Source organism: Pricia sp. (genome assembly GCF_041745955.1).
GTDB lineage: Bacteria > Bacteroidota > Bacteroidia > Flavobacteriales > Flavobacteriaceae > Pricia.
The window spans coordinates 1-14,944 of the sequence record NZ_JBGTHY010000116.1 but is presented as its reverse complement, the minus strand read 5'-3'; the positions used below and the strand labels follow the sequence as shown (position 1 = coordinate 14,944).

Annotated in this window: 11 protein-coding genes; 2 read left to right on the top strand and 9 right to left on the bottom strand. The window is 44.8% G+C overall.

Annotated features, from left to right (window positions below; all coding sequences use genetic code 11):
* Window positions 1-408 (top strand): NAD(P)H-dependent glycerol-3-phosphate dehydrogenase (locus ACEW8S_RS04095; protein WP_373516911.1); only part of this gene is annotated, 408 nt, incomplete at its 5' end.
* A 46-nt stretch (window positions 409-454) separates the two neighbouring features.
* On the opposite strand, the gene ACEW8S_RS04090 is transcribed toward ACEW8S_RS04095, so the two are convergent.
* On the bottom strand, window positions 455-2,125 hold the full coding sequence (locus ACEW8S_RS04090; protein WP_373516910.1) for a glycerol-3-phosphate dehydrogenase/oxidase: 1,671 nt from the start codon (window positions 2,123-2,125) through the stop codon (window positions 455-457).
* 93 nt (window positions 2,126-2,218) lie between these two features.
* Window positions 2,219-5,323, bottom strand: a complete 3,105-nt coding sequence (locus ACEW8S_RS04085; RefSeq protein ID WP_373516909.1) for a UvrD-helicase domain-containing protein — start codon at window positions 5,321-5,323, stop codon at window positions 2,219-2,221.
* A gap of 141 nt (window positions 5,324-5,464) precedes the next feature.
* On the opposite strand from ACEW8S_RS04085, the gene ACEW8S_RS04080 reads away from it, so the two are divergent.
* Window positions 5,465-6,073 carry a superoxide dismutase gene (locus ACEW8S_RS04080; protein WP_373516908.1) on the top strand — a complete coding sequence of 203 codons (609 nt, stop codon included), beginning with the start codon at window positions 5,465-5,467 and terminating at the stop codon, window positions 6,071-6,073.
* Between the two features lie 751 nt (window positions 6,074-6,824).
* Here the strand turns inward: ACEW8S_RS04080 and ACEW8S_RS04075 are convergent.
* The 7 genes from ACEW8S_RS04075 to ACEW8S_RS04045 form a co-directional block, all read right to left on the bottom strand.
* Complete coding sequence (locus tag ACEW8S_RS04075; protein ID WP_373516907.1) at window positions 6,825-8,723, bottom strand: amidophosphoribosyltransferase; 1,899 nt, start codon at window positions 8,721-8,723, stop codon at window positions 6,825-6,827.
* Window positions 8,724-8,766: 43 nt separating this feature from the next.
* Window positions 8,767-9,693 carry a PfkB family carbohydrate kinase gene (locus ACEW8S_RS04070; protein WP_373516906.1) on the bottom strand — a complete coding sequence of 309 codons (927 nt, stop codon included), beginning with the start codon at window positions 9,691-9,693 and terminating at the stop codon, window positions 8,767-8,769.
* A gap of 186 nt (window positions 9,694-9,879) precedes the next feature.
* The gene (locus ACEW8S_RS04065; protein WP_373516905.1) at window positions 9,880-11,760 is read right to left on the bottom strand and encodes a SulP family inorganic anion transporter; all 1,881 of its coding nucleotides are present in this window, start codon (window positions 11,758-11,760) and stop codon (window positions 9,880-9,882) included.
* A gap of 68 nt (window positions 11,761-11,828) precedes the next feature.
* The gene (locus ACEW8S_RS04060) at window positions 11,829-12,455 is read right to left on the bottom strand and encodes a carbonic anhydrase (protein ID WP_373516904.1); all 627 of its coding nucleotides are present in this window, start codon (window positions 12,453-12,455) and stop codon (window positions 11,829-11,831) included.
* 219 nt (window positions 12,456-12,674) lie between these two features.
* Complete coding sequence (locus ACEW8S_RS04055; protein ID WP_373516903.1) at window positions 12,675-12,974, bottom strand: hypothetical protein; 300 nt, start codon at window positions 12,972-12,974, stop codon at window positions 12,675-12,677.
* A gap of 60 nt (window positions 12,975-13,034) precedes the next feature.
* Entirely contained in the window at window positions 13,035-13,793 is a 759-nt protein-coding gene (locus ACEW8S_RS04050; protein ID WP_373516902.1) for a tetratricopeptide repeat protein, read from the bottom strand.
* A gap of 91 nt (window positions 13,794-13,884) precedes the next feature.
* A partial coding sequence (locus ACEW8S_RS04045; RefSeq protein ID WP_373516901.1) for a BatD family protein occupies window positions 13,885-14,944 on the bottom strand: 1,060 nt, incomplete at its 5' end.

The window sequence follows — 14,944 nt, the reverse complement described above, 5'->3', positions numbered from 1 at the left end:
ATCGCAGCAGGCATAGCCCACGGTCTGGGCTATGGCGACAACTTTCAGGCCGTTCTGATGAGCAATGCCATTCGCGAAATGAAGCGCTTTACCAAACGTATCCATAAAATCGACCGGAATATCAACAATTCCGCTTATTTGGGGGATCTCTTGGTTACGGGGTATTCCACCTTCAGCCGTAACCGCATGTTCGGCAATATGATCGGTAAAGGCTATACCGTAAAAAGCGCCCAGATGGAAATGAGCATGGTAGCGGAAGGCTATTATGCCGCCAAAAGTGCCTATGAGATCAAGTCGAAATTTGAGAAGAAAGCGAGAACGCCAATAATTGATGCAGTCTACGCTGTTTTGTACGAGGGAAAGAATGCAAAACGGGTCTTTTTGGATTTGACGGAGGAGTTGGATTGATACTCAAGGAAACCCGACTCTGGGCGGGAAATACCTTGTAGGCACCCTAAGCCCGCTCCAAAGAAAAGTTAGAGTGCTCTTCCAACTCCGCCTGTAGCGTTTCCCGCCAGTTCAGAATTTGGGCATCATCAACCTTGTAAATCGCTTTAAATTCTTCCAAAACAGGTTCCATTAGTTTGCGGACGCTGTCGATATCGAAATACAACCTGCCTGTTCTTCGGATAAAGAAATCCATGGGGTTTTGCACCATTTCGTAGTCGATACAGAAACGCAGTTCGGCTGTAATCATACGTTCATACTGATCGGTATTTTTTAAGCTTTTATAGGTTTTTAAGATGGTATCGGTCTGCTTCCCGTAACGCGTGACCAACGCCCAAGCGTCGTGTTCGCTGAAACCGTCCGTTTTCATGCGGTCGTAGACTTCCGCAATATACCTTGTGACGTGTTTGAATTTTTTAAAGCCGTCATTGCCACATAATGGGATTTCTTCGGTAAAACATTCCTTTACATCTTTATTTCCGTCCTCTTCCATTTTCTTGGAGATACGATCGACTACCCTTTCTGCCATTTTGCGATAGCCTGTAAGTTTTCCGCCGGCAATACTTATGAGTCCGGTATCGGAGGTGAAAATTTCATCCTTTCTTGATAGTTCGGATGCCGATTTACCTTCTTCATGAATCAGGTGACGAAGCCCTGCCCATGAGGAAATGATGTCTTCCATCTCCAAATTGATTTTGGGAAACATATTGTTGACTGCTGATATTAAGTAGATGGCATCGGCCAAATCGGTACGCACATCATCCTTGTCCTTATTGAAATTTGTATCGGTCGTACCGACGTAGGTCACGTTACCTCGGGGAATGGCAAACATCATTCGCCCATCGGGCACATCAAAATATACCGATTGTTTTATAGGGAGTTTCTTTCTTGGAAACACCAAATGTACCCCCTTGGTCAAATGCAACTGTTTTCCCTTTTTGGAATTGTTGACGCTTCGTATCTGGTCGACCCAAGGCCCAGCGGCGCTGATAACATACTTTGATTTTATACCGAACGTTTTGTCTGATAACACGTCTTTTACGGTAACGCCCACCACTTTTTCATCCTCATAGATAAAATCTTCGACAGCGGCATAATTGAGCGCTTGCGCCCCGAATTTAAGGCTGGTCTTAATATTTTCTATGGTCAAACGGGCATCGTCTGTCCGGTATTCGGCGTAATAGCCTGCTCCCTTTAAAATCTTTTTGGGCAGTAAGGGCTCCAATTTCATCGCCTCTTTTTTGTCCAACATTCTCCGCTTGTCCTCGCCTTCGACCTGAGCCAGAATATCATAGACCTTCAACCCAATCGACGTCAACCATTTACCGTACGAGCCGTTCTCGATCAACGGCAACAACATTTTCTCGGGAAGCACGAGATGTGGTGCCAATTTATGCACAATGGCCCGTTCTGAGCCTACTTCCTTGACCAACCAAAAGTCGAACTGTTTAAGATACCGCAATCCCCCATGGATCAGTTTAGTGGATTTACTGCTCGTACCTGACGCAAAATCGCCTTTTTCGACCAAGGCCACCTTCAATCCGCGGGAAGCGGCATCCAAAGCAATTCCGCCTCCAGTGATTCCACCACCGATGACGACTAAGTCATATTCGGTTTTGGAAAGGGTTTCGATGGTGCGTTTTCTATCTAGGTTTGAAAATTTTGTGTCTTTTGACATTATGTTGAGTTTATACTCGAATTTATGGGGAAAATGCAAGTTAAGAAGGAATACCCGACCATAGGACGGACAAAGAATAAATAAGTCAAAAAATTATACTTTTTCGACATTGACTGACTCATTAATATAAACGATCAATCGATTCCGAACCTCGAAACCCATAGCTTCCAAGGCGTTGGCATAGGTGTACAGCTGCTCTTTGTATTTTAAATCGGGACTACCGGTTTTATAATCGATAAGGGTTGCTTCCTTCCCCTGCAAGATAATCTTGTCGGGCCTTAGGATACGACCGCTTCCGGTGATGATATCCTTTTCGTTCTTGATTACTTTATCCTTTTGAAAGTATACGGCTAATTCAGGATGGTTCAGCACCTGCCCAACACTTTTCTTGATACTTTCGATATCATTGTTGGTCATATCGCCGATTCTTTTCAGGCTTTCAAAAGCGGCATCTAGATCCTTTTCGGTTTCTATACGTCCCAATAGGTGATGGATCAGATTACCTTTTGAAAGGGCCTTTTCCCTATCCGTATCCCAAAGCATTCCCGATTTTGTCAAAATACGGAACCCCGGTCTGTTTTTATGGGTATATCGGTAGCCAATGTTTTCTTGGGGCGTAACGGTAGAGGCGCTGGTATTTTCATCCAAAGTACCAAAATTATATTTAAGCTTGTTATCCATCCATAACCCCCTTTTTTTTAGATAGTCGATGAAAAGTCCCGAATACAGATCCGTTTTATGCTCTCCTTCTTTGGTAAGGTCCTTTTCGCTGATGATGTATAATGCTTTTTCGGCGCGGGTAAGTGCCACATAAAGCACGTTGATCGCGTCGAGTTCCATTTTATGCTCCTCCTCGTAATACATTTCGGCCGCCGCCTCGCCATAGTTTTCTACTTCTTTTTTTTCGGTGACCAGCACCTCTTCGAAGCCGTTGAAGGCATCGGAGTTCAAGGGCAGCCATAGCTTTTTATCCATCCGCTTATAGATATTCTCATTCGCAAAGGGAAATATAACGATGGGAAACTCCAGCCCTTTTGCCTTATGGATAGTCATGATCCGCACCGCGTGCATATTATCGGGAGCGGAAATGCTGAACTTGCCCTTTTTCTTTTCCCAGTGGGATAAAAATGCCTGGATTCCGGTGCCCTCTTTTTGCTCGACTTCCAGCACCACATCCATAAAATACGTAAGGTAGGCATCTGATTTTGGGGCGAGGTCAAACTGTTTTATGGCCAGCTCCATACCATCGTAGACCGAAATCATTTTGAGAACATCCAAATCAAAACCGTAGTCGGCCTTTAAAAGTTTTGATAGCTGGTGTAGGTTATCGAATATAAAGGGATGCCGGTCTTTCTTTTCAGCCGATAAAAAGGATAGGATTTCATAGGCGACCTCCAGATTCTTTACATCTTGGCTAGAGGTCAGAACATTAGCTAAAAAACGCACATTATCGCTACTGTTCAGTAAAAGGCTTTCGGAAGAAATGGTAGGAATCTCTTGATGCGCCAAGAAATCGGCCAATAAAACCCCTTCCTTTTTTCCCCGGACCAAAATACAAACGGAGTCATAGCCGTAGTTTTTTTCCGTCACCGAGCGGATGGTTTTAAGCACTACCTCGCAATAAAGGCTGTTCTTGTCCCCTTCTTGATCTTTTTCTATAAAAGTCAGCTGAACCGTACCTCCCTTTTTGGCGTTGTAACCTTGCCGGTTGCCCTCGACAAAAAGGGTATGATACAGTTCGTTGTTCAGAAACGGACTGGTGGCCGTGAAAAAATCATTGTTAAATTTGATGATTTCTTCATGGCTTCGGAAATTGACGGGTAGAACCTCGGTCTTAGGGGTCGCCACAAACGGATTCCCGACCGCATTCGCCAAGTTCAAAAATTGCTCTGCCCTACCGCCACGCCAGCGATAAATGGCCTGTTTGGCATCGCCGACCAAGAACAAAGAGCCGCGTTGGCCCTGCATATCCTCACTTTCGAGGGCATTGCCAATTAATGGTACAAGATTGTTCCATTGCAAGGTAGAGGTATCCTGAAATTCGTCGACAAAATAGTGTCGGTATTTCTCCCCGAGACGTTCATATATAAAGGGAGCAGGTTGGTTTTTTATTTCTTTGGATATCAAGGTGTTGAACTCCGAAATTGAAAGCTGGTCGTTCTCGGCCTGTAAGGCTTTTACTTCTTGTTGGATGGCATTGAGTACGGTCAGCGGTACGATATTTTTATAGACATTTTTTAAAAAGTTGCGGTAATAGATAAAATCCTTGATTTTTAAATACGAGTCAAATAGAAGAGCGGCTAGTTCATTTGATGGTGGAGTTTTTCCAACTTTCACGATTTTGCCCTCCAAAAGATTTTCTTCTAATTTATTGGCATATAGCTTAGCGACGTTAAACTCCCCGTCGATGATTTTTTTAAAATGATTGGGAAGTGTCTCTCTTGGGAAATCCCCATGATTTATACCCTCCTTTTCAATAGCATTAAGAACATTTTTGGCTTTTTCAATTGTGTTGCGTTCAGTTTCCCTGACTTTATTCAAGAGCGTTTTCTTTAATCCCAAAAAGTCATCGATATTCTTTTCTTTTAGGTTTTCAAGGTGTTGGACATGGGTTTCGTCGAACAGCAGTTTTCCAATATTGAAAAGATCGATACCGATGTCCCAACTTTTATCGTCGTCTATTTTTTCCAAAGCAAAATCCAAGAGCACTTTGGTCAGTTTTTTGTCCGTACCCGCCTTATAGACCAGCCTTGCGACAGCTTCGTCCAATAGGAGGTCGGTATCGAGAACCACTTCGAAATTTTGGGCAAGCTTCAAATCCTTGGCAAAAGTTCGGATAAGACGATGCGTGAACCGGTCGATGGTCGAAATATCAAAAAAGGCATAGTTGTGCAAAATTTCCTTCAGCGTCGTTTTCGACCGCTGGCGAAGTGCTTGCGCATCGATCTGTAGCTCGTTCATGAGGTCGCGGAAAAGGGGCGGCGCAATCTTCGGGTCATCTATATTGCCGAAGTGATACAGACTGTCGAGAATACGGTGTTTCATCTCGTTTACCGCTTTGTTAGTGAAGGTAATGGCCAGTATTTTCTTGAAACTTCCGGCAGAAGATAGGGCAATTTTAAGATAGGCCTTGGTAAGGGTATGGGTCTTGCCCGAACCGGCGGAGGCATTGTATATTTTGAAGGGGGCGTCTTGCAAGTGCTTTTTTACGCAAAATACGGATTCTATCGGTGTTCTTAACAAATAATTAGGGGGATTTACATGTTAAAAAACGTACATTGGCTAAGCACCAGTACGACTGTTGTCAAGTAGAAATTATTAATCTAAAAACACTATAAAATGGCTTTTGATCTACCAAAATTACCGTATGCATTTGATGCATTGGAACCCAACATCGATGCCCGAACCATGGAAATACATCACGATAAGCACCATGCGGGCTACACCAGTAAACTAAATGCGGCTATTGAAGGAACCGATATGGAAGGAAAGAAGATAGAAGATATCCTGAAAAATCTAGATATGTCAAAAACCGCCGTACGTAATAACGGCGGTGGATTTTATAACCACTCCGTTTTCTGGAAAATGATGTCTCCCGACGGCGGAGGAAAACCCTCCGGGGATGTTGCCAAAGCTATAGATGGGGCTTTTGGTTCTTTTGACAATTTCAAAGAGAAATTCAGCGATGCCGCCGGCTCTCGATTCGGGTCAGGATGGGCATGGTTGTGCGTGCACAAAGGCGGAAAAGTGGAAATCTGTTCCACCCCTAACCAAGATAGTCCGTTAATGCCGGACACCGGTTGCGGTGGTCACCCGATTTTGGGACTTGATGTATGGGAACACTCCTATTACTTGAAATACCAGAACAAAAGGCCGGAATATATCGATGCATTTTTCAATGTTATCAATTGGGATGAAGTTGCGAAGCGATATGCCGATGGCAAGTAAAACCTAGGGTTATATCCTTAAATTAAAAAGTCCGGAACCAAAATTGGTTCCGGACTTTTTAGTACTTATTATCCATAGAAAAGGGCGGAGAAGTCTCCACCCTTTTCGTCCCAAATCTTACCATAAACTTAACCTACTTATGCTATGGCAGTGTAAAAATACTAGTATTGAAACAAATAAAAAAGTAATTTTCTTAAAACTTATGGTTTTTTTTATTCGAAACTGGGGTTAATCTTGGTTTAAAATGGGGTTATCCTTATCTATTACTGGGGTTCGGACAAATAAAAAGGCGGAACAATTTGCTCCGCCTTTTCCCCAAATCTTACCATGAACTTAACCTACTTATGCTATGGTCCTCCAAAAATACGACAAGGTAGGCGGTTTGAAAAAGGTTTTAGATGAACCGCCGTTTCCTCGGATGAAATGCAGGAATCAAACATGATTCGGTTTTGAGTGCGCTAAAACGAATGAATGATTTTTTTGAAGCGTGGTAGGTTTTCGGGAGAGAGACCGCCAATCGGTGGGGTGACAAAGCAGGGTTTAATTCAATAAAAAAGGTGGAGAAGTCTCCACCTTTTTTGCCCCAAATCTTACCATGAACTTAACCTACTTATGCTATGGTAAGTTCAAATTTACTTTGAGAAAGTCGTTAAAACAATTAAAAAACGATATAGAGCGCAAATTATCGATGAAATGCACATTTAAATGTATTTCATCGATAGGAACCCGTCATTGGGTACATTGAAGCGGTTCAATACGCCCGTTCGCTCTTACCCTCATAAAAGTTGATAAAGGCCCTGTTGACCACACGATTCCCTCCTGGCGTGGGATAGTTTCCGGTAAAATACCAGTCCCCCAAATTCTTGGGACAGGCCTGATGCAGATTTTCTATAGTCTGATAAATTATCTGTACCTCGGCATTAATATCATCGGGACTCAATAATTCCCCTATTTTTTGGGAAATTTCCAGGGCGGTAAATGGCGCATAGAAATCCTTGACGTAGTTGATGACATCAACATCCCTTGAGTCGGCCTGTGCCATACATTTGTCGTAGATATCGTCTACCACGTTCATGGTCAAGCGTTCTTGATGCAGGGCCAATCCCGCCTTAAAGGCAATAAAATCCTCTAGTTTGGCCATATCGATACCATAGCAGTCGGGATAGCGTATCTGCGGGGCGGAAGAGACTACGATTATTTTTCTCGGAGATAACCGGTCCAAAATACGGAGGATACTCTTTTTTAGGGTTGTACCTCGAACAATGCTATCGTCAATAATGACCAGATTATCCCCTTTGTCAACAGAACCGTACGAGATATCATAAATATGGGCCACCAAATCGTCCCTGCTACTATCTTGTGTAATGAAGGTGCGCAATTTAGCATCCTTTATGGCCACTTTTTCGATACGCGGGCGTACTTCCAGAATTTCATGGAGCTGCTCGCTCGTAATTTTTGATCCTATGGAAAGAATCTGCTCTTCCTTTCTTTTGTTGAGATAGTTCTGTGCCTCTATCACCATACCGAAAAAAGAGGTTTCGGCAGTATTGGGAATATAGGAAAATACCGTGTGTTTAATGTCGTTTTCTATGGATTTCAATATCTGGGGGAAAAGTAATTTACCCAGCATTTTACGTTCCTGATAGATTTCTTTGTCGCTGCCCCGCGAAAAATAGATACGCTCGAATGAACAGGCCTTTCGTTCTACCGGGGTCAAGATTTCCTTTAGGGATGTTTTTCCGTTTTTTTCCACAATGATGGCATGCCCCGGATCTAATTCGTTAACCTCTTCGTAAGGCACGTTGAAAACGGTCTGTATCGCCGGTCGTTCGGATGCGATGGCGACCACTTCGTCATCTTGGTAATAGTAGACCGGACGGATTCCGGCAGGATCCCGCAGTACAAAGGCGTCACCATGGCCTAAGAGCCCGGCCATGGCATAGCCGCCATCCCAGTTTTTGGCCGCCCTTCTTAAAATCTTGTGCACCTTCAGTCTTTCCGCGATCAGGGGCGAAGCTTCCTGTTTCGTATGTCCTTCCTTTTTTATCTGCTTGTAGAGCTTGGCAACGGCATCATCCAAAAAATGACCTATTTTTTCCATCACGGTGACCGTATCCGCCATTTCCTTGGGGTGCTGCCCCAATTGGATAAGGTTGTCGAACAGCTCGTTCACGTTGGTCATGTTAAAGTTTCCGGCGATGATAAGGTTCCGGTGCATCCAGTTGTTCTGTCTTAGGAACGGGTGTACGTTCTCGATACTGTTTTTTCCGAAAGTACCATAGCGTACGTGGCCCAATAGTACCTCCCCGATATAGGGAATATGCTTTTTCTGCATGGCGACATCGTCGACATATTCCGGATGGGCCGTCAGCGTGGTATTGATACGGTCGTTGATCTGGTCGAAAATGTCTTGAATGGGCTGTTGTGCCACAGATCGTACCCGGCTCATATAGCGCTCGCCGGCCTTCATGTCTAATTTGATGCTGGCAAAACCGGCTCCGTCCTGACCACGGTTGTGCTGCTTTTCCATCATGAGGTACATTTTATTTACCCCGTAGAAGGCCGTTCCGTATTTTTCCTTATAGAATTCCAAGGGTTTCAATAACCGGATCAAAGAAATACCACATTCATGTTTGATAGCGTCACTCATAGGGGGTAGAAAAAAGCCCCAGATGTTGGGGCAGGTTTTATATCTATTTTAATTCTATATCGAATTGGGTCAAGGTCTTGAACTGATGTAAGCGTTGGTTGACTTCTTCCCTTTTCAGGTCTTGCATCCGTTTTGTGCCAAAACGCTCCACACAGAACGAGGCCAAGTTGGAACCATGGATAACGGCATTTTTCATGTTGGCGAACGAAATAGTGTCGATGGCCGCCAAATAGTCCGAAAATCCACCGGCAAAGGTGTCACCGGCACCTGTAGGGTCAAACACTTCCTCTAAGGGAAGGGCCGGGGCAAAAAACACTTTTTCGTTATGGAACAATAAAGCCCCATGTTCTCCCTTTTTGATGACCACAAACTTGGGGCCCATTTTTTGTATTTCCTCTGCGGCCTTGACCAATGAATATTCATCCGTAAGTTGGCGGGCCTCTTCATCGTTTATCGTGATGACATCTACATGTTGTATGACCTGCTTTAGTTCTTCAAGGGCATTGTCCATCCAAAAATTCATGGTGTCAAGCACTATCAATTTGGGAGTAGCTTTCATTTGTTCGATGACACTCATTTGAGTGTTCGGGTGCAGATTGCCCAGCATGACGACATCGGCATCCTTAAAATTATCGGGGACGACGGGATTGAAATCGGCCAAGGTATTCAGTTCCGTGGCCAAGGTATCCCTAGAATTTAAATCGTTGCCGTATTTACCTTTCCAATAAAAAGTTTTACCCCCCTTGACAATTTCTACTCCAGACAGGTCGATATTCTTATTTCTGAGCAGGTCTAAATATTCTTGGGGCAAGTCGTCGCCGACAATGGAGACAATGGCCGAGTCGATTTCAAACTGTGATGCGGCCAGCCCGATAAAGGTAGCGGCACCGCCCAGAATTTTATCCGTTTTCCCGAAGGGAGTCTCAATTTCATCGAAGGCAACAGTGCCAACGATCAGAAGTTTGCCCATGTAGTATCGTGTTGAATTGAAAATTTGTACTTATTGTGAATGGTACTGCTTCCAAATTTGTGCAAAGATACGGTTTTGGAGTACGAACGGAAATAAAATCCATCGTCTATTTTTAATGGAAACGCCCCGGCCTTTACCTCCGGTTTTCGGGATAAAAAGTCAGGACGCATTCATAAACGTAGAAAATCAAGCCTCTATCTTGGTGTATTTATCCTCAACGTTGACCTTTATCCACTTCAGGCAATCCGTAAAAGTATCAAAGATGTGCTCTTCTGGAATCAAATCGGGAATAACATCGACCCGCTCCATCATATAGCGCGGTTGCTTTAGCACATCGACCAGTAGCACGTTGATTTCGGACTTTTTCAGGTCGATAAGCACATCTTCCAAGGTGTACAGGCCCGATTGATCCATGTACTGCATACGGTCCATTCGAATGATGACGGTCGACGCCGTTCTCGGAATCTGATCGGCCAATTGCTGAAACTCGCTCGTTGACCCGAAGAACAACGGTCCTTTCAGGTGTTTGATAAAGACCTCTTCCCGAAGCTTTTTGGGGAAATTTACCTCATCGTCCCATCCAACTTCCTTATCTAGGGCTTTTACGTCAGAACGTTCAGCGGTTAGATCGCCCATTTTTTTCATGAACATCAACGAGGCGATTACCAGTCCTACCCCGACCGCATAGACGAGATTCCATACCGAGGACAGCACCAAAACAATCAGCATGATCACGACCTCGGAACTGAATTTTATCGGCCCCAGGTTCATGTCTTTGGGCAGACTGGGTATGGCCTTTAATCCCTTATAATCCATCACCCCAATGCCTACGGTCACCAAAATACCTGCAAGCACGGCAGCGGGAATCTGCGAGGCGACCGGACCCAAGGCCAGTAGAATAACCAGCAATAGCACGCCCGCGATCATACCCGACAACTTCGTCTTACCGCCGGCATTGATATTCACTACGGTTCTGATCGTTGCGCCCGCACCGGGAATGCCCCCGAAAACCGCGGCGATACTGTTGCCGATACCCTGCCCGACCAATTCTTTATTGGGCTGGTGCTTGGTCTTGGTCATGTTATCGGCAACGACCGAGGTCAATAACGAATCGATGGCCCCCAATAGCGCCAGGGTCAACGCCGTAAACACATAGGGCGTAACCGCCCCCAACTCGAATTCCGTAAATATCCCGAGATTGGGTACGGGAAATCCACTAGGTATCTGCTCGATGGGGCGATAGTCCAATCCAAAACCATAGGCGACCCCCGAGACTACTACCAATGCGACCAGGGCACTCGGTATCGTAGTGGTAATCCGTTTAAAACCATAAATAATGATGATGGTGGCCAGCGCCAAGATCAGTTCGAGCCAATTGATATTTTTTAGGGCCCTAGGAAGAACCTTAATGGCCCCTATAACTCCCGATGCTTCCGTCTTGGCCAGCGTCTGGGCTTCTTTCAGCATGTCTTCCTGCGTAATTTCCTTGGCTCTTTTTATGGTCTGCTCAAAGTCCTCCAAAACTAAAATACCTTCCCCTGCCTCTTCCTTCAAAATATTATCAAGAATTATTTCTTCGGCCTGAGGTTTGTATTTGCTAACATAATCAGCATCCTCTTTCGGATAGTAACCAATGGCCGGCAAAATCTGTGTTACCAAAATGATAACACCGATAGCGGTCATAAAGCCCGAAACCACGGGATAGGGGATATATCGAATGTATTTGCCGAGACCAACCAGCCCGAGACCGATCTGCATTAGCCCTGCCAACAGAAAGACGATGAGTATAGCGGGCAGTGCTTTTTCGAGACTTCCGTCATTAGCAGCGACAATACCGGCAATTACGACCATACTTACTGCGGTCATCGGTGCGGTAGGCCCCGAGATCTGGGTGTTCGTACCCCCGAAAAGGGCAGCAAAAAAGCTGATAAAAATGGCTCCATAGAGTCCGGCGCTGGGGCCCATGCCCGAACTTACACCGAAAGCCAGGGCTAATGGCAGGGCAACGATACCAGCGGTAATACCTCCAAAAAGGTCGCCCCTGAAGTTTGCAAATAGGTTTTTCATGTATGGATTACTTCAAATTTTAGGTGAAATTTTATAACTAAGGGCTTATCAAAGGGACAGTTCTGAAATCAATCCAAATGATAGATTTCCATGATTTCTTTGAGAATCCCCTCAAAATCGATGTTAAGGTCGATGAGTTTTCCGGTGTGTACGTCAAATACCCAACCGTATACCTTTAGACCGCGGTCGCGATAGGCCTTTTGTACCGCCGCGGTCTTGATAAGGTTGACGCATTGCTCTTGCACGTTAAGCTCTACCAAACGATCGTATTTTTTATCTTCATCATCGATATCGTTCAACTCATCCCTGTGTATGCGATACACATCGCGAATGTTGCGCAGCCAAGGGTTAAGGATGCCTAAATCAGCGGATTGCATCGCCGCCTTTACCCCACCGCAGGCATAGTGCCCGCAGACCACGACATGGTTGACCTTTAAATGGTTGACCGCATAGTTCACTACCGACATCACGTTCAAATCGATGCTGATGACCATATTGGCGATATTTCGATGCACGAATACTTCTCCAGGGCCCATCCCCATTAATTCTTCGGCGGTCACCCTACTATCGGAACAGCCAATGTATAGCAGTTCGGGATTTTGGCCTTTGCCCAATTCATCGAAGAATTCGCCATCTTCGGATAGTTTAGCTTTGATCCATTTTTCGTTGTTCTTGAATACGTTTTCGAGATTCATATAGAATTTTTTAGATGAATAGGTTTAGTCTATTCTACCTATCGGATACTTATCCCGATAAGGCTATCGATTGTTAAAATTAGTGAAGTTGTAAGAAAAAACGAGGAACTTCGGAGTGGTACCATCGAAGTATCAAAACGGAATCTAGTATTAAGTCAAGTATGACTTGACACTAGTGGTTTATGAATTCGGACGTCCATAAATGAAGTACCATTTCTATCAAACGATACATTCCGGTGGCGGAAGTACGATTTCTGCCCTATGTTCGGAGTTTCTAAGAAGATAGGGGCTGTAGAGAATGGATTCTTGCCATTGGGATAACAGCGAAAAATCGGATAGGCCGTTATGGTCAACTTTCTTTTCGTCGACACTCTTTTTGCCCTGTTCTTGGTGCTCCTCTTCGTTGAGATTACTGACCACAACGGGGGTATCGACGTCGATCAAGGTAATCACGCTCGGGGCCGCTATGGCAAAAAGCCAAAGACCTAGAAGTATAAAAAGCATACGTGATTTCGACATCGAGTACTATCCGTTTTTGCAAAAATAAGGGAATACCTTGGAATAGGAGTTAATAAAACATTAAAAATCCTTCAAAATCTTGATGTCCTCGGAAGGAATCCATCCTATGGTACCGTCCGCTATTCGGATTTTTTTCCAATCGTTCAGTTCGTCGAGTACGATTACCTTGGTACCCTCGTGAAGGGCAAAGGCCTCTTGGCTCATTTTATTCGGCTCCGATTTTACGCTTGATTCCTGGGCGAAAACTATGGCGGGCCGGTCGGCCTTGAAAGCGCTATATTCCAAATAGGCAAATACGAACGATACGATGGCGATAAAAAGGGAAATTATACCCAAGACAAATGCCGAACGTTTGCGTGACGAATACCGAAAATAGTAAAACGCAATGTACAATAGTACAAAAAGAACCATAAAGACGACGGCAACATAGCTCCATTGATCAAAAGAAAGAAAACCGAGAAGGCTATTGTAGATTTTTGCGAACCCCGTTTCCGGAATGGTTTCGATGGCATCGAGGGTCATAATCCGCGCATAGGAAAGGTTGTTCTTGATTTCGGAATCGTTAGGTTTTAACAACAGGGCCTTTTCATAATAGTAGATGCTGGGCGCTATCTGGTTCAATTTGTAATACGCGTTACCCAGATTGTAGTACAGCTCGGGGGAATGCTTACCGTTTTCGAGGATTTCAAGATAATTGTCGACAGCCGTTTGATACTCCCCACTATTGTACGCCTCGGTCGCACGGTCGAAAATGGCTTCGTTTTGGGCGGAAGTCGTGAAGGTTGCCAGTAGCATCAGTATGAAGGCTATCTTTTTCAATGGATGTTTTTAAAATTCAGAAATCGGCTCCGAGTTTCGGGATGACAACTTCTTATGTCTTTTCTCTCTGTTCCCTGTTATTTGTTCTTTGTCAAAGCTGTTTATCCAACTGCGAGATTACCTCGCTGGCGCTGTCATAATCCTGTTGCATTTGCACTTGCGAGAACGGACTGTACCGCGCCATTTCACAATTTTTGAGCAAGGCGATAAAACCGTCCTTGGTCGATTCGTCAACCTTTTTTTCGTCCAATAAGGAAGCGATTTTTTCTTTGTTAAACTCAGAAGTCTCTATTTTGAGCTTGGCCTTTAAATAGTTGTGCAAACCTTTTTCAAGAGCGATGTAAAAAGGTTCTTTGTTGCCGAGTTCCTTTCGGGCTTTCGAAAGATATTTTCTGGCGAGTTTATTGGCCCGTCGAATACGGTTACCGGCCACGTCGCCGGCAATCGCTTCCCGTTTTTTTCCGAAAACAATGGCAAGGGGAATCAGCAACAGGGGCAACAGCAACCACAGATAAAACCGGGTAGACCCGAAAAAATAATTGGTGCCGACAGCGGTCAGATGGGGCTTCAATTTTATAAAGTTGAACTGGTTGCCCGTGGCCACGGACTGTTTTCCGTTGGAATTCGATGCAGCCGATGTATCGTTCGCACTCGTCGGTCCTTCCTTAACATTGATCATGATTTCAGCGGAGGTAAGCGTTTTGTAGTTTTCCGAATTGGGATCAAAATAAGTGAACGAGACAGCGGGCATGGGATACTTACCTCTAAAAGAAGGCACGATCGTGTAATTGTTGCTTACCGTTCCCTGAGTGCCCGAGAGCGTGGTTCGGACGCTTTCCTCAAACTCGGGTTCGTACACCTCTAGGGAGCTGGGCAGAATGGGTTTGGGCAGTTGAAAAAGTTTTAGATTGCCCTTACCGCTCACCTGCACCTTGGCCTGCAGCGATTCGGAAGCGTTAAGATCGGTCTTGCTAGTGGTCACCGAAAAATCGAATTTACCTACGGCACCACTAAAATTGACCGGTTTGCCTTTTTCGGGCAAGGCTTTTACGTCAATGGTACGGTTGCCCGCCGACACCGTTTTAGTGGCCGGTGCATAGATGCGGCCCCCGAAAAAATCACGTTTGTTCGTCGGCACATCGACTGTAACC

Coding starts and splice junctions, on each gene's coding strand:
- ACEW8S_RS04090 (WP_373516910.1), bottom strand. CDS start 2,125: ATGTCAAAAGACACAAAATTTTCAAACCTAGATAGAAAACGCACCATC.
- ACEW8S_RS04080 (WP_373516908.1), top strand. CDS start 5,465: ATGGCTTTTGATCTACCAAAATTACCGTATGCATTTGATGCATTGGAA.
- ACEW8S_RS04075 (WP_373516907.1), bottom strand. CDS start 8,723: ATGAGTGACGCTATCAAACATGAATGTGGTATTTCTTTGATCCGGTTA.
- ACEW8S_RS04070 (WP_373516906.1), bottom strand. CDS start 9,693: ATGGGCAAACTTCTGATCGTTGGCACTGTTGCCTTCGATGAAATTGAG.
- ACEW8S_RS04065 (WP_373516905.1), bottom strand. CDS start 11,760: ATGAAAAACCTATTTGCAAACTTCAGGGGCGACCTTTTTGGAGGTATT.
- ACEW8S_RS04060 (WP_373516904.1), bottom strand. CDS start 12,455: ATGAATCTCGAAAACGTATTCAAGAACAACGAAAAATGGATCAAAGCT.
- ACEW8S_RS04055 (WP_373516903.1), bottom strand. CDS start 12,974: ATGTCGAAATCACGTATGCTTTTTATACTTCTAGGTCTTTGGCTTTTT.